The organism is Cytobacillus sp. FSL R5-0569 (genome assembly GCF_038007265.1).
GTDB classification, from domain to species: Bacteria; Bacillota; Bacilli; order Bacillales; family Cytobacillaceae; genus Cytobacillus; species Cytobacillus kochii.
Genome location: NZ_JBBOWW010000001.1, coordinates 1,821,779 through 1,844,403, shown reverse-complemented (window position 1 = coordinate 1,844,403; position 22,625 = coordinate 1,821,779). Strand labels below are relative to the sequence as shown.

20 protein-coding genes are annotated in these 22,625 nt (G+C 36.8%); 1 reads left to right on the top strand and 19 read right to left on the bottom strand.

Annotated features, from left to right (window positions below; genetic code table 11):
- Positions 1-82 precede the first annotated feature (82 nt).
- The 18 genes from MKX78_RS09665 to MKX78_RS09580 all read right to left on the bottom strand — a co-directional run bounded on the left by MKX78_RS09665 (position 83) and on the right by MKX78_RS09580 (position 20,235).
- Positions 83-445: a small basic family protein gene (locus tag MKX78_RS09665; protein WP_095369611.1), complete on the bottom strand. Its 363-nt coding sequence runs from the start codon at positions 443-445 to the stop codon at positions 83-85.
- Positions 445-1,176 carry a DUF881 domain-containing protein gene (locus MKX78_RS09660; protein ID WP_307314552.1) on the bottom strand — a complete coding sequence of 244 codons (732 nt, stop codon included), beginning with the start codon at positions 1,174-1,176 and terminating at the stop codon, positions 445-447. Before MKX78_RS09660 ends, MKX78_RS09665 begins: the two co-directional genes overlap by 1 nt.
- 57 nt (positions 1,177-1,233) lie before the next feature.
- On the bottom strand, positions 1,234-1,947 hold the full coding sequence (locus MKX78_RS09655) for a DUF881 domain-containing protein (RefSeq protein WP_095373479.1): 714 nt from the start codon (positions 1,945-1,947) through the stop codon (positions 1,234-1,236).
- Positions 1,913-2,713 (bottom strand): cell division protein FtsQ/DivIB, encoded by an 801-nt coding sequence (locus tag MKX78_RS09650; RefSeq protein WP_307314556.1) that lies wholly within the window; start codon positions 2,711-2,713, stop codon positions 1,913-1,915. Before MKX78_RS09650 ends, MKX78_RS09655 begins: the two co-directional genes overlap by 35 nt.
- 162 nt (positions 2,714-2,875) lie before the next feature.
- Complete coding sequence (gene murB / locus MKX78_RS09645) at positions 2,876-3,784, bottom strand: UDP-N-acetylmuramate dehydrogenase (protein ID WP_341050691.1); 909 nt, start codon at positions 3,782-3,784, stop codon at positions 2,876-2,878.
- Positions 3,785-3,849: 65 nt separating this feature from the next.
- Positions 3,850-4,947 (bottom strand): undecaprenyldiphospho-muramoylpentapeptide beta-N-acetylglucosaminyltransferase, encoded by a 1,098-nt coding sequence (gene murG / locus MKX78_RS09640; protein WP_095369614.1) that lies wholly within the window; start codon positions 4,945-4,947, stop codon positions 3,850-3,852.
- Between the two features lie 276 nt (positions 4,948-5,223).
- On the bottom strand, positions 5,224-6,324 hold the full coding sequence (gene spoVE / locus MKX78_RS09635) for a stage V sporulation protein E (protein WP_095369615.1): 1,101 nt from the start codon (positions 6,322-6,324) through the stop codon (positions 5,224-5,226).
- A gap of 110 nt (positions 6,325-6,434) precedes the next feature.
- On the bottom strand, positions 6,435-7,787 hold the full coding sequence (gene murD / locus MKX78_RS09630; RefSeq protein WP_307314560.1) for a UDP-N-acetylmuramoyl-L-alanine--D-glutamate ligase: 1,353 nt from the start codon (positions 7,785-7,787) through the stop codon (positions 6,435-6,437).
- The gene (mraY, locus tag MKX78_RS09625; protein WP_095369616.1) at positions 7,787-8,761 is read right to left on the bottom strand and encodes a phospho-N-acetylmuramoyl-pentapeptide-transferase; all 975 of its coding nucleotides are present in this window, start codon (positions 8,759-8,761) and stop codon (positions 7,787-7,789) included. The genes murD and mraY overlap by 1 nt, the downstream gene beginning before the upstream one ends.
- A 113-nt stretch (positions 8,762-8,874) precedes the next feature.
- A complete protein-coding gene (locus MKX78_RS09620; RefSeq protein ID WP_307314562.1) occupies positions 8,875-10,353 on the bottom strand; it encodes a UDP-N-acetylmuramoyl-L-alanyl-D-glutamate--2,6-diaminopimelate ligase in 1,479 nt (492 codons plus the stop codon).
- Between the two features lie 305 nt (positions 10,354-10,658).
- Positions 10,659-12,605, bottom strand: coding sequence for a stage V sporulation protein D (locus MKX78_RS09615; protein ID WP_095369618.1), 1,947 nt, complete (start codon positions 12,603-12,605; stop codon positions 10,659-10,661).
- An 86-nt stretch (positions 12,606-12,691) separates the two neighbouring features.
- Positions 12,692-14,929 (bottom strand): penicillin-binding protein, encoded by a 2,238-nt coding sequence (locus MKX78_RS09610; RefSeq protein WP_307314567.1) that lies wholly within the window; start codon positions 14,927-14,929, stop codon positions 12,692-12,694.
- The gene (gene ftsL / locus MKX78_RS09605; protein WP_095369620.1) at positions 14,929-15,291 is read right to left on the bottom strand and encodes a cell division protein FtsL; all 363 of its coding nucleotides are present in this window, start codon (positions 15,289-15,291) and stop codon (positions 14,929-14,931) included. Before ftsL ends, MKX78_RS09610 begins: the two co-directional genes overlap by 1 nt.
- A gap of 30 nt (positions 15,292-15,321) precedes the next feature.
- Positions 15,322-16,254 (bottom strand): 16S rRNA (cytosine(1402)-N(4))-methyltransferase RsmH, encoded by a 933-nt coding sequence (gene rsmH / locus MKX78_RS09600; RefSeq protein ID WP_307314569.1) that lies wholly within the window; start codon positions 16,252-16,254, stop codon positions 15,322-15,324.
- Between the two features lie 72 nt (positions 16,255-16,326).
- Positions 16,327-16,758 carry a division/cell wall cluster transcriptional repressor MraZ gene (mraZ, locus tag MKX78_RS09595; RefSeq protein ID WP_095373480.1) on the bottom strand — a complete coding sequence of 144 codons (432 nt, stop codon included), beginning with the start codon at positions 16,756-16,758 and terminating at the stop codon, positions 16,327-16,329.
- 394 nt (positions 16,759-17,152) lie between these two features.
- Positions 17,153-18,787, bottom strand: coding sequence for a bacillithiol biosynthesis cysteine-adding enzyme BshC (gene bshC, locus MKX78_RS09590; RefSeq protein WP_307314574.1), 1,635 nt, complete (start codon positions 18,785-18,787; stop codon positions 17,153-17,155).
- A 165-nt stretch (positions 18,788-18,952) separates the two neighbouring features.
- Positions 18,953-19,342: a DUF3397 domain-containing protein gene (locus MKX78_RS09585; protein ID WP_095369623.1), complete on the bottom strand. Its 390-nt coding sequence runs from the start codon at positions 19,340-19,342 to the stop codon at positions 18,953-18,955.
- Complete coding sequence (locus MKX78_RS09580; RefSeq protein WP_341050685.1) at positions 19,339-20,235, bottom strand: 2-dehydropantoate 2-reductase; 897 nt, start codon at positions 20,233-20,235, stop codon at positions 19,339-19,341. The genes MKX78_RS09585 and MKX78_RS09580 overlap by 4 nt, the downstream gene beginning before the upstream one ends.
- Before the next feature lie 305 nt (positions 20,236-20,540).
- Here MKX78_RS09580 and MKX78_RS09575 point away from each other — a divergent pair, with 305 nt between their 5' ends.
- A complete protein-coding gene (locus MKX78_RS09575; RefSeq protein ID WP_095369625.1) occupies positions 20,541-20,987 on the top strand; it encodes a PH domain-containing protein in 447 nt (148 codons plus the stop codon).
- 87 nt (positions 20,988-21,074) lie between these two features.
- Here the strand turns inward: MKX78_RS09575 and MKX78_RS09570 are convergent, their stop codons facing one another.
- Complete coding sequence (locus MKX78_RS09570) at positions 21,075-22,616, bottom strand: acyl-CoA carboxylase subunit beta (protein WP_307314581.1); 1,542 nt, start codon at positions 22,614-22,616, stop codon at positions 21,075-21,077.
- Positions 22,617-22,625 lie beyond the last annotated feature (9 nt).

Genomic DNA, 22,625 nt, shown 5'->3' with positions numbered 1-22,625 from the left:
AACCTTTATATATTAAACTGATAAACCAAATTTGATATTAATAAAATTATTCGTCAAAACTAAACTATTCCCTTTTTTAAAATCAATTTTTTTCTAAATTTTCATTCTTACTTGTCCACCTGGCTAATAAAATCCTTCGAATAACAGCGATGTTTTGAAATAACCTCACACCGAAGGCAAATACAGCTGCTAAATATAAGTCTACACCAAGATGAACCCCTAGAAAAGCAAGACCTGCTGCAAGCATAATATTAAAGAAAAATCCGGATACAAAGATCTTTTCACTATACACATCTTGTAAATGGGCTCTAATACCACCAAAAAGTGTATCAAGTGCAGCAAGAATAGCGATTGATAAGTAATTGGCGTATTCATCAGGAATTTGAAAATCTGTCATAAACCCGATAAACAACCCGATAAATAAACCTAAGATGGGTAGCCACATTATGAATGTCCTCCTTCGCTCTTCTTGCCCGCCTCCTTCATATCAGTCATTTGAATTGGTTCATTGTAGGCTGGTACAGTAATCTCATTTTCCGCTAGTTGTATATCGAGTGTTAAATTTTCTATAAAAAAGTCTTCTATAGATTTAGAAACTTGCATTCTTTTATACATTTGTTCCGCATCCTGCTCATTTTCTACAATAACCCTCAATTCTAACGGTAAGGCCTGAATAGAATAACCATCTATTTTAGTTATATTATTAATATCTCTTATCACAGTAGAGTTGATTACCCGATGACCACCGATTGCTACTTCTTTCGCACCATAACGGTTGAGTTCATTTAATAACCTCTTCAATAAATCGGGTGTGACCTTGCCCACTTGTGAGCCGATAATCAATTCCTCAGCAATAGGTTGTATCGTTAAAATCAAACCTGGACCTGATTTTTCTGTCAACCCTACTTCTGTTTTGAGCTCATCCAATGTTGTTCTCAGAATCTCTTCCTTATTAGCAGCTATATTATTTTCATATTGCGCTATTTTTTCTTCTTGTGATCTGATTTCCTCTAGCAACTCAAGCCGTAATGCTTCCTCATTTTGCAGATCTTCCCGCAATTGCCATGTATCTCTTGTATCTCTTACATCTGTATTCTTGACCGTTTTAAACTGAATGGCTAGCATGACACCAATTAAGACTGTAATTATCGTAAAACCCCATTGCTTTTTGTTCATCGTTTCACCTATCTTCTTTTTCCATCAATTATTATACCTATCATGATAGAAAAAGCACTAACTACCAATTATCGGGTCCATTATGATTTCTGATTTACTCTCTAATGAAAACTGAATATTTTCATTGACAAGTAAGTCTTTAACACCGCCAGCAATATTTAGTGCCGATGTGAGAACATCCGCATCTCCAATCGCAGATATAACAAATGGGGCTGGGTGTTGCTTCCCGTCCACTTCAATGACTGGTCCGTTACAGACAATATAAGAGGAATGCGTTAAGCGCTGACCATTAATGGCGACAGCTGAAGCACCGGCAATGTATAACTCATTAATAACTTGAAACACATGATGTTCATGTACGATGTAATTATTCGCTGAATCGGCTTGAGGATTGTATTCCCCGTCCAAGAGAGTGACATTTACACCAGGGCCACTCACTTTGACTTTGCCCAAATACATTCGATATTTATCGGCATCCTCGGCAAGATTACTATATACTTGCTCATCTTGAGAGAATTCTTTTTCTATTTTTTGCAGAGCATCTTGTGACTTGTACAATTCTTGTTGAAGGCTAAGATTTTTTTCTTCCAAATCAATCAATTCACGTCTTAATTGCTGATCCCTCTCCCACTGGTTACTCGTTATACTACTGTCACCCTTTGTATCTTTCGCCAATTGAAAGGAATAAGCAATTAGAAAACCTAATCCAATGAAAACAAGTGAAAAGATAACCTGATTATTCTTCAACTTCCTCTTCTTGTTCTTTTTCATTCTCATTAGCTCCCCCTTCGCCATAAGGCTTAAAGTAAGAGCCCACTTCCAAATCAATAATTCCTTTTACTTCGGGATCAAGTTGAGCGACAATTGCCGGGTAATGAGACATTTTATCGACAAAGGTAGCTAATGTAGCGATTACTTCATACCCATCATTCATGTATAGCGTAATTGCCTCTTTATCTGTTTCTTTAGGTGTCGCGTGTATTTCTGAAATTGAATTACGAACTTCTTCTGGTAATTGACCAAGAGACGCAATCATCTTCTCTAACACATTTCCTTCAGAAAATTGAAATAAAATAGGTGCACTGGCTGGGAACTCACTTTCACCTTTTACTGAGAGAGTTTTACCGTTTTCAAGAACGGGTATATAATCCTCACCTTCCATAATATAAGCTACTCGTTTATGTTCTTTCACCGAAATAACGACTGTATTTGGAAACTCAGTTGCTACTTTTACCTCTTTCATTTCTGGTAGTTTTAAAAGCACTTGCTCAATCTCAGCTTCATCAACTTTCCATATATTCATATCTTCAGTTAATCCACTTTGATCTACAATCGTTTCATTGCTGAAGACAGTGTTACCTGATACTTTAATTGCTTTTATATTGCTCAACGGTGACTGGAAATAAACTACTAAGGCAATCAGAAATAAAAAGAAAATAAGTAGGAAAATGAGTCTACGGTTCGCTTTCTTTTTTCTCTGCTGTTTTAATTTAGGAATTCTATCTTCTATGGATACTATTTTTCCTTGTTCCAGCATCATCACCTCGTACATCGTTACTCACAGCATATATCCTTATTTTCGGTTAATTAAACTAATATATTAACATAATGAGATAATATACCTAAATCTTTATTCACTTATCATCATTCTATTGAATGATTATATCACAATAATTGGAATGGAAGTTGGTCTTTTTCGCTACTTACGCCCAATTATTTCAACTTCTGTTTGCAATGCTATGCCCTTCTCTGCTAATACCGTATCCTTCGCATGTTGAATCAGACCCAAAACATCTTCAGCAGTTGCCTGATTACTATTCACGATAAAATTCCCGTGCATTGGCGAGATTTGGGCGCCTCCCAGTGAATGTCCCTTTAAACCAACTGCTTCAATCAGCTGACCAGCATGATGTGGTAGTGGATTTCTAAAAATACTCCCTGCACACGGGGAATCCCATGGTTGTGTTTCTTTTCGATAAGCCTTATTACGTAACATCCTATCAATAATCGCTTCTTTCTCTCCTTGCACTAAGCGAAAAATCGCTTCAACAACAATGCCAGGTCGTTCTTTTTGTAAAATAGACGTACGATACGAAAATTTCATTTCTTCGTTTGTTAACCAGTGCATTTCACCATTCGGAAAAAGGATATACGCTTTCTCAAGAATAGTTGCGATATCCGATTGATGTGCACCTGCGTTCATAAAGACTGCTCCACCAACAGAACCAGGAATTCCACTTGCAAATTCTAGCCCTGCATACCCTTGTTTACTCACTTTTGTAGCTAATGCTACAAGGGGGTATCCTGCACCGACCCTTAGGAGTTCCTGTTCTAGTTCGAGGTGGGCAAAGCCTTTACCGAATTTAATAACTACTCCCTCAATGCCATCATCAGCTACTAATAAATTAGAGCCTCTTCCTATGACAGTCCATTTCATTTTATGCGAGACAATAACATCCATCGCTTTACTCAAATCTTCTATTGTCCTAGGTTCAATAAAAATATCGGCAGGTCCACCGATTTTCATCGTTGTATGATAAGCAAGCGGTTCTTTTTCTTTCACCGTTCCATTTATAGCGTTTTTCAACTTACTAAATACGCTCTGCATAACATCCGCCCTCTCTGTATCGTCATTCTATATTATGCTAATACCATCAAGAATGGGCTACATTACTACTTGTCTTTCATTAATTTTTTCATGACATTATATAACCGATCGGCTGCATCTGGGACGCCTATCTTCTTTGCAGCAGATTTCATTGCGACAATTTTGTCCTCATCTAATAAAATCCGGTCAATCGATTCAATTAATTTATTCGCACTCAAATCTCCTTCTAGGAGTAATTCTGCTGCGCCATGGTCGCTTAATGCTCTCGCGTTCTTTTCTTGATGATTATTCGTAACATATGGGCTTGGTATTAATATACTTGGGATGCCTAATGACGTTAATTCAGCTAGGGTTGTTGCCCCTGCTCTTGTTACAGCAAGGTCCGTTCCCGCTAATACTTCTGGCATATTATGAATAAAAGGCTTGATTTTGATATTTTCGGGATTTCCAGCCAATTCAGCCTCTTTCTTTACACTTTCATAATGGACCTCACCGGTGATATATAATACTTCATACGGCCTAGATGCTAACTGTGTAAATGTTTTTAACACGGCATCATTAATCGGCCTTGCTCCCCTACTACCACCGAAAATCAAAACAGATGGTTTAGCTGGATCTAGACCCACAGATAATTTACCATTAATGGCATTTTGTCCAAGCACTTCTGTTGCTCTGGGATTACCCGTCATAACTACCTTTCCTTTAGGAAAGCTTGCCACAGCTTCATCAAAGCATACAGCTACTTTATCAACATATTTACTAAGGAACTTATTTGTTAAACCAGGTACACTATTTTGTTCATGAATGATTGTTGGAACCCCCAACTTGGCACCAGCGTATACAACTGGCCCACATACATAACCACCTGTACCAATTACGACATCTGGCTGAAATTCCTTCAACATTTTTTTACTTTCTTGAACACCTTTTAAGAACCGCCAAATCGTTTTCACATTATCTAAAGATAAGCTTCTTTTAAATCCTGAAATTTCAATTGACTGAAAAGGTATATTAGCACGAGGAACAATCGATGCCTCTAGCCCATTTTTAGTACCTATGTATAAGAATTCTGCGTTTTTATCTTGCTTTTGAATTTCTCGAATTAAGGCAAGCGCAGGGTAAATATGTCCACCTGTGCCACCACCACTTAATGCAATTTTCATGCTTTCACCTCAAACAAAGCTGTTAGTTTCCTTACTGTTTACTAGTCTTACTTTATCCTATTCTACTATATTTGCACTGAAAGGAAGAAATGATAACCTACAATGTCATGCAAATGTAATGAATTTGGAAAATCTCTTTCCCTTTTGAAATAAATGAATGTTCTACACTAACAAATTAAACCAAGTAATACCACATAATTGAAGCTTTAACTATATATTCTTTTTTAATTTGCGATTTTCCTATCAGCAAAAAAAGAAACCCTAAAATGGGTTTCATTAATAACGAGAATACCGACTAATATTAAGTAGCACACCAATTGCCATTAACATAAGGGTCAATGAAGAACCTCCATAACTTAAGAATGGTAAAGTGATCCCAGTTACTGGCATTAAACCAGTGACTACTCCAATATTAATCATTACTTGTATGGCAACCATGGCGATAATTCCTACTGCCAAAAAACTACCATATAAATCTGGTGCACCAAGCGCTACTCTAATTCCTCTCCATAAAAGAAGAGCGAAGAGTAAAATCACGAATGTGCCCCCTATAAAACCTAATTCCTCAGATAATATAGCAAAAATAAAATCTGTTTGTGGTTCTGGTAAATAGAAGAATTTCTGTCTGCTTTCTCCTAAACCTAAACCGAATAATCCACCTGGACCAATTGCATAAAGAGATTGTATAATTTGAAATCCACTTCCTAAAGGGTCCTGCCAAGGATCTAAGAAGGAAGTAATTCTTTTGATTCGATAAGGAGCAGAGAGCACTAAAGCAACAAAGCCTCCTATACCGATTAAACCTAAAAATGCGAAATGTTTAATTCTTGCACCTGACACGAATATCATTACAATACAAGTCCCTACCATTACAGTTCCCGTGCCTAAATCAGGCTGTAACATGATTAAGCCGAAAGCAAGAAATACTAGACCTAATGAAGGTACTAACCCCTTCTTAAATGAGGTAATGAGTTTCTGTTTTTCGGAAAGGAACTTAGCGAGAAAAGCAATCATCGCTAGTTTCATAAACTCGGAAGGTTGAATAGAGAATGCACCAACCCCTATCCAACTTCTTGATCCATTTCTAACATTTCCTATACCAGGTATTAATACTAATAATAGCAACACAAAACAAACAATGATGATGACTTTTGCCCATGTTCTCCATGTCCAATAATCGACATTCATAAGAAAGAACATGGCTACTAAACCCACAACTGCAAATAGTAACTGCCTTTTCGCGAAGAAAAAAGCGTCATCAAACTTGTAATCTGCCCAAATGGCACTGGCACTATAAACCATCGTTAGTCCAACAGCTAAGAGCATGAGCGTAACAATAATTAATATCATATCTGGAGTGGCTTTTTTAGTTGGCAAAGTCAACACACCTCTAAATGCAAGTTTTAGGGCTGTTTGCAGTTTCCTCTACCGAACAAAATCAAGCTTAGCTAAAGGAATAGGATCATTTGAACCGGCAGACAAGCCCTTTACTTAAGCTTATGCACCGCTTCTATAAAAATGTCTCCTCTTACTTCAAAAGTTTTATATTGATCCCAACTTGCACACGCGGGCGAAAGTAAGATAATATCTCCTTCTTTTGAAAGGTCAAAAGCCAGTGGCACAGCATCTTCCACATTATTGGCATGTACGATGCTTTTTATCCCTGCACAAGCAGCAGCAGCGTCAATTTTTTCAGCCGTCTCACCGAAAGTTACGACGGCTTTTACATTTGTAAGTGCTGGTATAAGCTCATCAAAGGCATTACCACGATCAAGACCGCCAGCTAGAAGAACAATCGGCTGATCAAAGGCAGCTAAAGCTTTCGTTGTCGCTAAAATATTTGTTGCCTTTGAATCATTATAAAAACGCCTTTTATTCTTTTCGCCAACGAATTGTAGACGGTGCGCTACTCCTTGAAAAGTCGTTAAAACTTGATAGATGGCTTCATTATTAATACCGGACAATTTCGCAGCAATGATACTTGATAGAATGTTTTCTAAGTTATGTGCCCCCGGGAGAACAATATCGGTAATAGATATAATTGCTTCCTCATTAAAGTAAATGATGCCGTCTTTGATATATCCACCTTTTTCCAATTCTCCAGTGGTAGAAAACGGGATAATTGTTGCTTTTGAATGGGCAGCTACTTCCATCACTGCTTCTTGATCAGCATTTACAATGAAGTAATCTTCCTCCGTTTGGTTTTTTGTGATATTCGCTTTTGCACTGATATATTCTTTCATTGTGCCATGATAATCAATATGTGCTTCATAAAGATTGGTTAAAATAGCAATTTTTGGGCGAAATGCTTCAATTCCCATTAATTGAAAAGAAGACAACTCAATAATAATTGTATCTTCCTTCTTCGCGTTTTCCGCAACGATAGAAGATACCTTTCCGATGTTACCAGCAATAAGCGAAGACTTATTAGCAGCCTGAAAAATTTCATTAATGAGCGTTGTCGTTGTTGTTTTCCCATTTGTACCAGTAATAGCAACAAATGGAGCTTGGGATATTTGATAAGCCAGTTCTACTTCCGTAATAACCGGTAACCCTCTATCAATCGCCCCTTGGACAATAGGGTTGCTATATGGAATGCCAGGGTTTTTTACCACATATTCAAACCCTTCATCAAGCAAGTCGACTGGGTGGCTTCCACAAATTACGGTAATACCTTGCTGTAATAAGCTTTGGGCCTCCGGATTTTCATCTAGAGGTTTATAGTCATTTACCGTTACAAAAGCACCTAACTTATGTAGTAGAGATGCCGCACCGACACCACTTTTAGCAAGTCCTAACACGAGTATTTTTTTATGATGATAATGATTCACTGTTTTCATTACATCCACACCTCTACATAGATTCCGAGAATGGCACAAAGAAGACCTACTGTCCAAAATGTCACAACAACGCGCCACTCTGACCACCCTACAAGCTCGTAGTGATGATGTAATGGGCTCATTTTAAATACACGTTTACCTGTTGTCTTGAAAGAAGCTACTTGAATAATCACTGATAATGTTTCAATAACAAATACGAAGCCTATGATTAGTAAGATTAGTTCAAACTTTGTCATGATGGCAATCGCTGCAATTGCTCCACCCAATGCAAGTGATCCTGTATCACCCATAAAAACTTTGGCTGGATGTGCATTGAATACAAGAAATCCAAGAAGTGCACCAACAACTGCTACTGAAAACACTGATACTTCAAATAATGATTGACTCCAAGCTAGGACGGCAAATGCACCAAATGCGATTGCTGCTGTCCCACTTACCAATCCATCTAACCCGTCTGTTAAGTTCACAGCATTTGAAAACCCAACGAGCCAAAAAATAATAAATAAGGCATAGCCCCATCCTAAATCAATGGAAAAATCGGTTAAAGGAATCGCTACTTCTGTACTAAAACCGGTTTGCTTTAATACGAAGAAGAATATTATTGAAATAATAATCTGTCCGATTAGTTTTTGCAATGAAGTTAAACCTAAGTTTCTTTTCATCACTACTTTAATAAAATCATCTAAGAATCCTAATAAACCAAAACCTAAAGTAACGAGAAGCAGCAAATAAGTGGTACTTGTCGGTCCTTGGAATTTAGCAGTCATAATGAGCGTACTTAATGTAATTGAAAATAGAATCATTAAGCCACCCATTGTAGGCGTTCCTGTTTTCTTCTGGTGGGATTTTGGTCCTTCTTCTCTTATGCTTTGACCGAATTTAAGTCTCCTTAAAAAAGGTATGAACAACGGAGAAATGAGTACGGTAATTAAGAAACCTAGGATTATTGTAAATAATATCACTTGCTCCATCATTATTGTTCACAACCTTTAACGGGTATTGAGAATTGTTTTACTTGTTTTTTTCTTAATCGTTTTATCATATATTCTAAACCTTTCAATCATTCATGATCATGTTATTTTTTTAGTCACTTGCTACTTGTTTTCTTTTTTTCAATGGCTTCCTTCGCTACTAATCGATCATCAAAATCAAAATGCTCATGACCAATTATTTGATATGTTTCATGACCTTTACCTGCTATTAGTATACAATCCCCAGGTTCTGCCTGATTCACTGCATATTGTATAGCCTCTTTTCGATCAATAATTGAAACATAAGATTCGTTCTTCACACCAGCTTCCATATCTTTCAAAATACTTTCAGGGTCCTCGGTACGGGGATTATCAGATGTAAATATAGCATCAGTACTATGTTTACAAGTAATTTGAGCCATTAAAGGCCTTTTCGTACGATCTCTATCTCCTCCACAACCGACAACTGTAAAGATTCTTTTCTTTGCTAATTGTTGCACTGTTTTTAATGCATTCTCTAAACTATCTGGCGTATGAGAGTAATCTACAATAACGGTGAAATCTTGATGAGCATCTACCGTTTCGAATCTCCCTGCAACGCCAGCTACACTTTCAACAGACTGGATAATTTGCTCCATAGAAATATTAGAAGCAAAAGCTGCAGCAATACTTGCCAATACATTATATACACTAAATTTTCCTATTAACTGAATATGAAGAGAATAGGTTCCGATTGGACTGTCTAATTCAAATGTGGTGCCAGAAGCATTCATTTCTATATTTCTTGCCCGAAAGTCCGCATCTCGATCAATTCCATACGTTAGTATATATGCGGAAGTTGATTTTTCATAATCATATGACGCTGGATCATCTACGTTCAAAACAGCATATTTCGGTCGATCATAATGATAGGCATTCCCCAGTTGTGCGAACAGAAGGCCTTTAGCACGACGATATTCATCCATAGTATGGTGGTAATCTAGGTGGTCTTGCGTTAAATTTGTAAATACAGCTACATCAAAATCACAACCATGTACTCTACCTTCATCTAATGAATGAGATGACACTTCCATCACTGCTGATGTGACGCCAGTATCTTTCATTTGTTTAAATGTTCTCTGTAAAGTAAGACTCTCAGGCGTAGTGTTTTTAATTTCATATTTTTGCTGACCAATTTTAGTATACATTGTGCCCATCAGACCCGTTTTTTGACCAGCATCTGATAAAATTTTATCAATGATATGTGTTGTCGTTGTTTTCCCATTTGTACCTGTCACACCTATTAAGTGTAACTGTTGACTTGGCTGCCCGTAAAAGGCATCTGAAAGTAAAGATAGTGCTCTTCTTGTACTCTTCACAACAATCACGGGTACCTTTAAGGAGAGCTCTTTCTCAGAAATAACGGCTACTGCTCCTTTTTCGACAGCTGAAGCAGCAAAGTCATGACCATCAACTGTGTAGCCTTTTATACAAACAAATAAGCTACCTTCTTCTACTTTACGGTTATCATTTTCAATTGATTGAATTTCAATATTGTCTACATCATTATATTGAAGATAAGGTTGCAACTTTTGTAGCAACGTATGTAATTTCATAAAACTCCATTCCTCTCATACAAACTTCTCATAAAACATTTTTACGATCATTTTGTCTAACCTATGCGTTAAAGATGATAGGCGTATAATATTTTACATGATTCAGCGATAATTTTCTATGAGTTTCTTATAATTGCCTCGTTTAAACGGTTTTTTCTATAAAAATAATAGCACTTGATCCGCCAAAAGCCTTCTTATCATCCATTATACGCTATTTAAACCCTACTAATTATTGGACTCAACCTCTAGCTCCTTTGTTACATATGCTGATTGATTATAATCATAAACTTAGAAAAAGGCGGCTTTTAATCGCCGCCTTCCTCAGTGTCATCATGCTGTTCATCGTTGAAATAGAGGCGTATGGTGGAACCTTCTTTGATTTTTGTACCAGGAAGAGGCGATTGTTTTACAACTGTATCTCCTTGTCCACTAGCTTCAATTTGAAGGTTAATCATCATCTCACCTAACTCCAATTTTGTTATACCTACTAAATCAGGTACTTCTAAAAGCGGTGTATCTGGCCAAGCATACTCTTTTTCTACTTGATCTTTCCTAGGTTCAACTCCCATAGCTCGTAAGCTATCACCAATAATGTTACCAACAATCGGAGCAGCTACAACACCACCAAATTGGACCGTGCCTTTCGGATTATCAACAGCTGTATAAACGACAATCTCAGGGTCGTCAGCTGGTGCAAAGCCAATAAAGGAAACAATATGGTTGTTTTCTAGATATTTACCACCTTGAGCCTTCTGGGCTGTTCCTGTCTTACCTCCTACTCTATACCCTTCAACAAATGCATTCTTACCTGACCCTTGAGCAACTACGGTTTCTAATGCTCTGCGAATCTCAGTTGATGTCTCTTTTGATATTACCTTTCGTTTCGCTTCAGGTGTGACTTGTTTTAGGACATCGCCTGTTTTAGAATCCACGATTTCTTTAGCAATATATGGTGTATACAATGTTCCACCGTTTATAGCTGCAGAAATGGCGGCAACTTGCTGAATGGGTGTGACTGATACCCCTTGACCAAATGCCGTTGTCGCTTGCTCTACTGGTCCAACTTTATCTAAGTTAAATAGTATTCCTGTAGATTCCCCTTGTAAGTCAATCCCCGTTTTTTCTCCAAAACCAAAATCATGAATATATTTAAATAAAGTGTCTTTTCCTAACCGTTCACCAAGATTAACGAAACCTGGGTTACAAGAATTTTGTACCACTTCTAAATAGGTTTGTGAACCATGTCCACCTTTTTTCCAACAGCGAAGCTTGGCTCCGCCTACTTCTACATAACCTGGATCGTGAAAATGATCATGATCTAGATCAACTTTCCCCTCTTCCAATGCGGCTGCCAATGTAATAATTTTAAAAGTTGATCCTGGTTCGTAGGAGCTCCAAATAGGTAAATTACGATTATACACATCTGCAGATACATTACGAAAATTTGCAGGATCAAATGTCGGTCTACTAGACATTCCGAGAATTTCTCCTGTATTCGGATCCATCGCAATCGCTATTAATCCATCTGGATTATACTTAGCCTCTGCATTGTCAAGTTCTCTTTCAATAATTGTTTGTACTTTTGTATCAACAGTTAACTTTAATGTATCACCGTCAACGGGTGCTTGATAATCATCAGCCATATCATTCATTCTCTGTCCTTTTGCATTTGCATAAAACTTAACCGATCCTTTTTCTCCACTTAGTTCTTTATCGTAGTATAATTCTAGACCCATCAACCCTTGATTATCAACGCCAGCAAAACCGAGCACATGGGATAGATAATCACCAAACGGATAATGCCTTTTAGAATCCTCACCGATATATACACCATCTATATTTAATGACCTTACTTCTTTTGCTTTTTCATGGGTGATTTTTCTGCCACCAGTAATTCTTACACTCGATTGTTTCTCTGTAATTTCTTCAAATACTTTTTCTTTAGATAAATTAAGCGTAGCGGCTAACTTTTCAGCAGCATCGTCAGGCTCGGTAATTTGTCTCGGGACGACGTAAACCGTTGGAGCACTTACATTGGTTGCTAAAGCGACTCCGTTCCGATCAACAATTTCCCCTCTTTCAGGCTCAAAAGGGATATTCCTACTCCATAATTCTTTGGCTCCATCTGTGAGAACATTTCCTATAAAAAATTGGACATAGCCCAAGCGAACATCAATAATTAAAAAAACAAATAACCCAATAAATAATGCAGCAATTAATCTTTTTCGAACGGTTACATTAGATACACGCATAAATGGAACGAACCCTCCTTTTTTATCTGGCTCGTTCCATTTTATGTTTGTACATTATTTTTAGAACAGAAGCTCGTCTTTAACTTCTACTGTTCGCTCGCACTTTTATCATCTTTCAGTTCTTCTCCCTCATTAGTAGAGGTTTTCTTTCCACTTTGTTGAAAATCTACGATTAAGTATTCATTCTCTTTTATAGCGCTTCCTGGAGCTAGATTTTGCTTGACAGCAAAACCGTTGCCCACACTGTTAAGCTTAAGATTAGATAGCTTAACGAACTTCATCACATCTCTCATCGACCAACCAGTTAAGTCTGGAACAGTAAGCTTCCCATCCGTTTTAAGAATAACCTTTTCACCTTCTAACACACTTTCTGTAGCGCCTGGTGATTGTTCTACAACCTTTTTACCCTCACCGATAATAATTGGCTGCATACCATTTTTCTCCAATGACTTCTTCGCTTCTTCAACAGATTTTCCTTCAAAATTCAATCCTTTACTCACTTGAAGTTTATCGTAGTCAGTAGGTTCAATACTTAAATAACTTAAGCTATTCTTCATAACCGGTTTAAAAATTTCTGAAACAGGATCGCTGCCTGTTTCTGTATTTTCAAGCTCCGGTTGCTGAACAGCCACATATACTAGTAATTCAGGGTCTTCAGCAGGTGCCATTCCTAAAAAGGAGAACACATAATTTTCTCGCCCTGTAATATAGCCACCACCCTCTTTGGGTATTTGTGCTGTTCCTGTTTTACCAGCTACTTTGTAGCCATCAATTTGATAATGGTTATGGCCTGTCCCATTCTCAGAAGAGACAACCGTTTCCAATACCTTTCTAACTTCCTTGGCTGTATTCTCAGAAATCGGTTGACCCTTAATCTCTTCTTTTGCTTCTTTTACCACTTTATCATTGTTTGGGTTAATTATTTCACTTATTACATGAGGCTGCTTCATAGACCCATTACTAGCAATAGCAGTCGCCGCTTGTATTTGTTGAATGGGTGTAATAGCGGTTCCTTGACCATAAGCCGTTGTTACTTTTTCAAATGGCCATTCGTAAACGATTTTCCCTCCAGCTTCATTAGGTAAATCAATTCCGGTTGGTTCTTCAAAACCAAATTTCGTCAAGTATTCTCGATATGTTTCATAGCCTAGTTGATCTTTTACCATTTTCGCTATCGCTACATTAGAAGAACGTTGAATGCCTTCTAAATACGTAATTGAACCCCATCCTTGTCCATTATTATGGTCTCTTACTGGTGGAGATTTTTCCGTAACTTTATACGTACCAGATTCGAAGGTTGCATTAGGTGTAAATACCCCTTCCTCAATTGCCGCTGCTAACGTAAAAGCTTTCATTGTTGAACCTGGTTCAAACGAATCCTCAATAGCGAGATTACGCCATGTTTGGTCAATGCCTTCCCGTGTTTCTGGATTAAATGTAGGTCGTTGGCTCATCGCAAGAATTTCGCCTGTTTTCGGGTCAGCGACAACGGCGACCATCTTTTCTGGGTCATACTTTTCACTTACTTTGCTCATTGCTTCTTCTAAAAAGATTTGAATTTTATTATCGATTGTTAAATATACATCATTTCCGTCTTCTGCTTTTTCTACGACTTCTTCACCATTTGGTAATAAGTATCCCCAAATATCTTTTTCATAAGAAAACTTGCCATCTTCCCCTAACATTAAATCATTCAAGCTCTTCTCTAAGCCCATAATTCCTTTGTCTTCGAGTTTTCCATCTTCACCTTCTACGGAATCAACATACCCGATAAGATGCGAGGCAAAAGTTCCATTAGGGTAAAAACGGATGGTTTGCGGTTGAAAAACAATACCTGGCAACTCTAACTCTTCTATTTTCTTCTTTTGACTAACTGTTAATTTTTGACCTGCACGGCCGAATTCCACTTGGAATAACTGTTCATCCTTGCCTCGCCTCTCATTGATTGTTAATCTTTCGTAGATTTCAGACTCTTCCATATCAATGACTTCAGCTAATTGCTTTGCCGTCTCATCTGCTTCAACCACATGTTTCGGATTATCTTTATTCTTGGTCATTTTTTCTGATAAGACGGCAACTAAAGTGTAAGCTGTACTATCCTCAGCAATGACATTGCCATTACGATCGTAAATTGTCCCACGTTTAGATTCAATGGTTGTTGAACCTTGGTACAACTGTTCAGCTTGTGCAGCAATGACTTTACCACCCGCTTCACCAGACACTTGAATAGAGATAAACCGGAAAAGCAAGACAAAAAAGAGCAGACTGAATATCATAAACAATATCGCTGCTCCAACATTCATATTTCTTTGCTTCTTATACATTACTCACCACCAACAACCTTAGGAGATTCATTCATTTCAAAGCCAGATTTTTCAGCTGCTTGTTTTACACGGTCTGGACGACTTAATTCCTCGATTTGCATTTTTAAATCACTATTCACACTCTGTTGTTCAGTGATTGCTTTTTGCGTGTCTTGAATTTCCGCATTTACTTCATATAAACCTGCTTGATTTGAAATAATTGTTGTGGCGCCAAAGAAAACTGCACCCGCAAATACGATACCCATTATTTTTTCTCCAGGCGAGAGCAATGATTTACGATCTTTTATTTTCTTTTTTGGCGCTTGAGCCGGCTGATTAGATACATGTTGTTCTTGCTGTAGTTTACGAGCTACATTCTCCATATTTCCCCTCCTGAGTGTGTATCTTTTATTTTATATTTTTTCTATAATCCTGAGTTTAGCTGAACGAGATCGATTATTATGGGATAACTCCTCTTCAGATGGAATAATAGGTTTTCTGTTCACTAATTTCATCTTAGGTTGATATTCATCAGGAATAACCGGCAGTCCCGGTGGTAGATCTGGTGTTGAGCTGGCCTCTTTAAAAGCCGCTTTACAAATACGATCCTCTAACGAGTGGAATGTAATAACACTCACTCTCCCACCACTTTTTAGCAAGCCCATCGCTTGCTCTAATGACTGCTCGAATACCCCTAATTCATCATTAACAGCAATGCGTATCGCTTGGAAAATCCGCTTAGCTGGATGACCCCCTTTTCTTCTAGCTGGGGCAGGTATGCCTTCCTTGATCAAATCTACTAATTCACCTGTTGTTTTTATCGGCGCTTTTTCTCTTGCTAACTCAATTTTTCTTGCAATTTGTTTAGAAAATTTTTCTTCACCATATTTAAAAAAGATTTTCACAAGTTCGTTATATGACCAATGGTTGACAACATCATAGGCTGAAACCTCCGCTTGCTTATTCATTCTCATATCGAGCGGAGCGTCATGATGATAACTAAAACCTCTTTCCGGTGTATCCAATTGAGGAGATGAAACACCTAGGTCATACAAAATACCATCCACTTCAGAAATCCCTCTTGCATTCAATTCTTCCTTTAAATGACTAAAATTACTTTTTACCAGTGTCACTTGCCCACTGAACTTAGCAAGTTTCTCCTTCGCATTCTCAATTGCCGTTTCATCTTGGTCAAAAGAGAATAATCTTCCTTCACTTGAGAGCTGTGATAATAAATATTCACTATGCCCAGCTCCACCTAAAGTACAATCCACGTATATCCCATTTTCTTTCACATTTAGTCCATCTACGGTCTCTTTTAAAAGTACTGTTGTATGATTAAACATTGTTGCTCATCCTTCCCAACCTGTAATTGTGTGTAAAAGTCCCCTTATATATTCATTCGGGTTAGGCCTTGTTTAAATATCAAAGCCAATCATATTTTCTGCAATTTCAGCAAAAGATTCTTCTGACTCTGCAAAATATTCTTCCCAAAGGCTTCTACTCCAAATCTCAATTCGGTTGGAAACACCTAATACGACACATTCTTTATCTAATTTTGCATATTGCATTAGTGGGGAAGCGATATTTACTCGTCCTTGTTTGTCAATTTCACATTCTGTTGCACCCGAGAAGAAAAATCGGGTAAAAGCGCGGGCGTCCTTTTTTGTCATGGGTAAAGCTTTAAGTTTCTCTTCAAGCTCTTTCCATTCTGTTAAGGGATAACCAAATAAACATTGATCCAAACCTCGTGTTAATACAAATGTCTCTCCTAAGTTCTCACGAAATTTAGCAGGTACGATTAAGCGGCCCTTTGTATCAACATTATGATGGTATTCTCCCATAAACATACCCGCTTCACCCACTTTCTAACACAAATGTACCACATTCCCCCACTTTCCTCCACTATTTTAAATGATTCGCTCACGTCCAATAAATTCCTGCTGTTTTTTTATTTTTCAAATATTTTTCTTTCGCTATCTTTTTACAAAAATATTTGCTTTTTTTACCTTATCCATTTCATTTTGAATTAAGCTGAAAGAGAATTGTCAAAAGAAGAAGATTCGTTAGTCACACATTTTAAAAATCGACAAAGACATATTCTTACGGACAACTACAAAATCTTCCCTTGTCGTTTGGCTAGCCTAAACCTCTCCCACCTTTTATGTGCCTATTATTTTACTTTGTGCACAAAAAAAGACTTAAATCCTCCTCTAATATTGAGAAGTATTTAAGTCTTTTGCTTTATACCTTCATCACTTTATGCGTACCATCAAAAGGTAGTTCATGATCGAGAATCCGGGAGAAGAATGATAAACCATACTTATTGATAAAATAAAGTCCATTCCAAACCCTTTCTTGTGGGATACCGTCTGGTTTTACGGAAGATTGGATACGATCAAATTTCGAGAGTATATTTGTATATTTTTGCTCAGTCGATTGTTTAAATTTAGTTTGTATAAATGCAATTTGCTTTTGTACAAGTGCTTGATTTTTTTCTACGAGTGGGTACATACCCTTTTCTTTCTCTGAAGTATAAGCTAACAACTGTTTGTAAGATTCTTCAATTTTCGCTTGTAATTCGCTTAAGATTTCATCTCGTTCTTTACTTTGGACTGATTGAAGAAATTGATTCTTTCGTTCTTCAGTACCATTCATTAATACGTCTTCTAATTGTAATCCAAGCTCTGTCATTTCCGATTCAATTGCTCTCTCTAAAATCGTAAAATTCAAGCGCGGAACAAGTGGCGGCATTTTTAAAGAGAACTGCTCAAATACTTTTTGCAGTTCAGCCCAGTACGCGATTTCCCCTGGTCCAGCAATAAACGCTAATGTGGGGAAAAGTAATTCCTGTGTTAAAGGTCTTGTAACAACATTATTACTCAGTTTCTCGGGTGTTGTTTCAGCCATCGTTAACATTTCTTCTAATGTGAAGCTTATTTTAGCATCTGTATTCACAAAACATTGGGTTTGATGATTGTAATCAAGTAGGATTCTCTCTTTAAAAACTTCATCATAATAGAAGAGATTAGCAGCATTTTCACTAATTTCTAGCATTTTTGCATAACCATCAGCTTGTAATCTCTGTTGATTTTCAAGCACAGCTGTTGTCATTTTTGTCGAAGCTTTGATTTGCTCAGCTAATATGCCCTTTTCCAATTGTCTTAATTGCGCATTACCTGAATCAACCAATAAAAGACCATGTTCTTTAAACATCCCCATAATTAAATGAGCAAATATGTCTACATATGTTTTCGATTGTTCTATAGCCTTATGAATGAATGACATAATATCTTTTGTAAATGCGGTTTCACCAAATGACTCAATGATGTCGTCAACCCACTTGATACAAACATCTGAATCAATAGCGATATTTGATACCATCTTTTTATCATTCGGTGATTCTGGATAAACCAGCTTTTTCATTTGGTTGTTTTCATAACGATAAATATGGTTTACCTCTTGATAATCATGATCCTCACCAGCAATCCAAAAAACAGGTACAACAGGAATATTTAATTCCCGCTCTTTTTCCTTAGCAAAGGCAATGATAGAAATGACTTTATGTATGGAATAAAGAGGTCCAGTCATTATACCTGCCTGCTGCCCTCCAATAACAACTACACTTTTATCATCATTTAGCTTTTTAAGAGATTCTTGTACCTTCTCAGATGTTGGAAAGCCATTCATGAAATCACTTATATGACTTACTAGCTTATCTCGTGAAAAATTTCTCTGACCAAGTTCTTCTATACGTCTCTTTAAATCACTAATATGATTATAACGGTAGTGGAAGTATGGCTGAATTTTCTCATCTTGAGCAGTATACTCTGTTGCAAACCGATTAGTGGCCGGTATTGTGAGATGCAAAATCTCCATCTATGAACTTCCTTTCTAAACACATTTTCCAAGTATCTTTATGAGTATAGCATTGTCAGAAAAGAAAAGAAAAAAACTTTGCTTATGATGGGCTAGATTTTAACTTCTTTTGATTTCATCATTCATAATGATAATATATTTCCTTAGCCAACTAAAGAGTCTTTTTTAAAACATCAAATGACTAATTCTGTTAAAAATACCAATTGCTATTAAAACACAGTAAGCAGTGAGAAAAAACAAAAAATTAATGCGCCAATATCCTTTGAACAATTTACCGTAATCTATTTCTTGCTTAACCCGCCAATAATACAATAGATAAAGTATAGCAGTACTAATAAGGAAAAGAAAAATCAACCAAATGTATGAGCGATTCCAAATTGAAGCAATCATAAAATGGACAGAGAGAATGAGCAGCAATGTGCTAAAATCAAGAGCTAGATGTACAGATTTCTTATGCTTTTTCGTCACTTGTTTACAAATGATAAAAACGAGTAAATACCCTAGAAATGGTATAGTAATAAATGTCGCAATCATCGAGGATAAAAATACACTCAATCTTTCTCCCCCTTTTTCTCCATCCCCTTGATCATAAAATAACAAGATGTTAATAATGGTACACTTTCTTGATTTTTATTTGCTTGGGTAAGACAGTAACCAACAATTGCATCAACTTCTGTTTTCCTGCCTTCAACAATATCTTTAAACATAGATGATTGATTATGAGCAGTCTTCCTACAAATTGATATAACATATGCTTCGATCTCTTGACTATCTTTAATTAAAAGCGCAGCTGTTACTTCTGTAAATAAGATTTTAAATACTTTAAAATAAGATGGGTCTTCAATTAGTAAACCATTTCGAATCTTTAGAATGGCTGTTAAAGGGTTAATCACAGCATTTGCAACTAATTTTTTCAGCATGATGTCCTCATAGTTCTGATAAAGCATGAATGGAAAATCTTCGCTATTAGCCATTACATTTGAAAGTTGGATGGGTTCAGCATTTTCCGTTAAAGGAGCAAGCTTTGTTACTCCTAACCCCGTATGATTCACTTCATTTTTATTTACCTTTAGTGCACCATGTTCAACTGTACCAATATAGACTTGTTGATTTTTTAACCGTTCGAGCTTTTCTAAATGACCCATACCATTTTGCAGGAAGATAAATAACGTTTTTGTATGTATGCTAAGAGTGGCAAGGAGTGTGTCAAGGTGATATTCTTTTACAGCAACAAAGGTAATCTCATCTTGCCCTTTCCAATTATGTATATATTCAACATGAATACGTTCATTCCTCCGATTTTCTTTCGTATTTAAAAAGATACCTTCTAAGGAGATAATGTCCTTTTGCTCATCTGAACGCACATAAAGAGTAACCTCATGTTGTTTATTTAAATAGAAGGCATATAATAGTCCGATAGAACCTCCGCCAATAATCCCAATTTTCATCATTATCACTTCACTTACAATGTATTTAGTCTCATTTTAGCAAATTTCGCTATTGAAAGGTGAGACGATTCTTTTTTTCTTGAAAGTTTCATCTATTTTTCTTTTTTGTTTGACTAGGTATAACATAATTATTACTAAAAATTCTACATGCAAATAAACAATATAGATCTAAAAGAGTACATTCGTTTCACTTTTAAAATAAATAATGATATGAGGTAATACGAACATACTTGTGAATTTTTCAACATTTACGAAACCGATTAAACAAGAAAAGCGTATGCATAATAACGAAAGGAAATGATGATATGTATTTTCCATCAAAGAAAGATTTATGGTTGTCAATAATCTATTGGTTATGTGCATTGTTTTTTATTATTCCACCCATCTTCTTTCCAAACTTCGGTGTTTGGATAAGCCCATCGTTCCTAGATAAACAATGGATAAAAATCTCTACTTTATCGCTCATTGGATTATGTCTGCTGTGGATTTGGTTTAAGACAGGGTATACAATTAAAAGCGATGTTCTTACTATTCAATATGGCCCTTTTAGGTGGACAATCAAGTTAGCTGAAATACACAGCGTTACGGAAACGAAAAACCCGTTTACAGATCCTGCTTTGTCTATTGATAAACTTGAAATTAATTATGGGAAGTTCAAAACAATTGCCATTTCACCTAAAAACAAAACTGAGTTTATCAATCAACTGAGAAAGCAAAACTTAAACATTAGCACCGATAAGATCAATTGGTAGATTGTACATTTCCAGAAATTCAATCAATAAATATCTATAAAAGAAAAAACCCTGATTACTCTCCTAAGAAAGGTCAGGGTAGGGTCTTTAAACTGGATTTACTGGGTGTTTTCTAGAAACGATTGGTATATCTTTTGTTGCGTATAACTCAAAGCGGTTAATAAGGGCACTTCTAAGCTCGCCTGGAGCGATAATATCATCTATAATGAGTTCCGATGCCAATTTATAAATATCAATTGTTTCCTTATATTCTTTTTGTTTTTCTTGTACATACGCAATGCGCTCTTTCATATCTTCAATTTCATTAATCTTATTAGAATAAACAGCATTAACTGCAGCCTCAGGTCCCATAACGGCTATTTGAGCAGTTGGTAAGGCAATACAGCAATCCGGTTCAAAAGCAGGTCCCGCCATCGCATACAATCCCGCACCGTAAGCTTTCCTGACAATAACTGAAATCTTCGGTACTGTCGCGGAACTCATTGCAGCAATTAACTTCGCACCATGTCTAATAATACCTGCTCTTTCTACTTTTGTGCCAATCATAAACCCTGGAACATCCGCTAGAAATAACAATGGAATATGATAAGCATCACATAGTGAGATAAACTTTGCTGCTTTATCAGCCGAGTCAACAAAAAGAACGCCACCCTTAACCTTTGGCTGATTCGCTATAATCCCGACTGGCTTTCCATCTATTCTCGCTATTCCAGTAATAAGTTCAGCAGCGAATAATTTCTTCATTTCAAAAAAACTATTCTCATCAACTAGTTGTTCAATACATTCATACATATCAAATGGGGCATTTTGATTCACAGGAATGATCTCTTCTAAAGACTTACCAGCTTTAGGCGCTACAGGTTCTTTAGTTGGAGGTAACTCTTGAAAATTCCCCGGAAAATAAGATAAATAGTTTTGTGCAACCGTAATCGCTTCTTCTTCACTGTATGCTAAGTAATCGCCACAACCACTAACAGAACAATGCATTCTTGCTCCGCCCATTTCTTCTAAGGAAACCTTTTCCCCAATCACTTTTTCCGCCATTCTTGGTGATCCTAAATACATAGAAGCATTCCCGTCTACCATAATGACAATATCACAAAATGCGGGAATATACGCGCCGCCTGCTGCAGATGGTCCAAATAGTAAACAAACTTGTGGTACAACACCTGAAAGTTTTACTTGATTATGAAAAATTCTCCCAGCACCTCTACGGTTTGGAAACATATCTAATTGATCAGTTATTCTTGCACCGGCTGAATCTACTAAATAAAGCAATGGAGCTTTAAGTTTTTCAGCTGTTTCTTGAATTCGAATAATCTTTTCAACTGTTCTAGCTCCCCATGAACCTGCTTTAATAGTAGAATCATTCGCCATCACACAAACTGTGCGCCCATTAATCTTTCCTACTCCCGTGATGACTCCATCAGCTGGCAATCCTTCTTCACTACAGTTAGCAAACTTACCATCTTCTTCGTAAAAACCATCATCCAATAATAGTTCCAAACGCTTTCGTGCAAATAATTTATTTTGGCCTTCAAGCTTTTCGTGGTATTTAGGTGCACCACCTGCTTCAATTTTCTTTCGTCTCTCTTTTAAATCGTCTGTTAATGTTTGTATCGTTGTCATGATTTATCT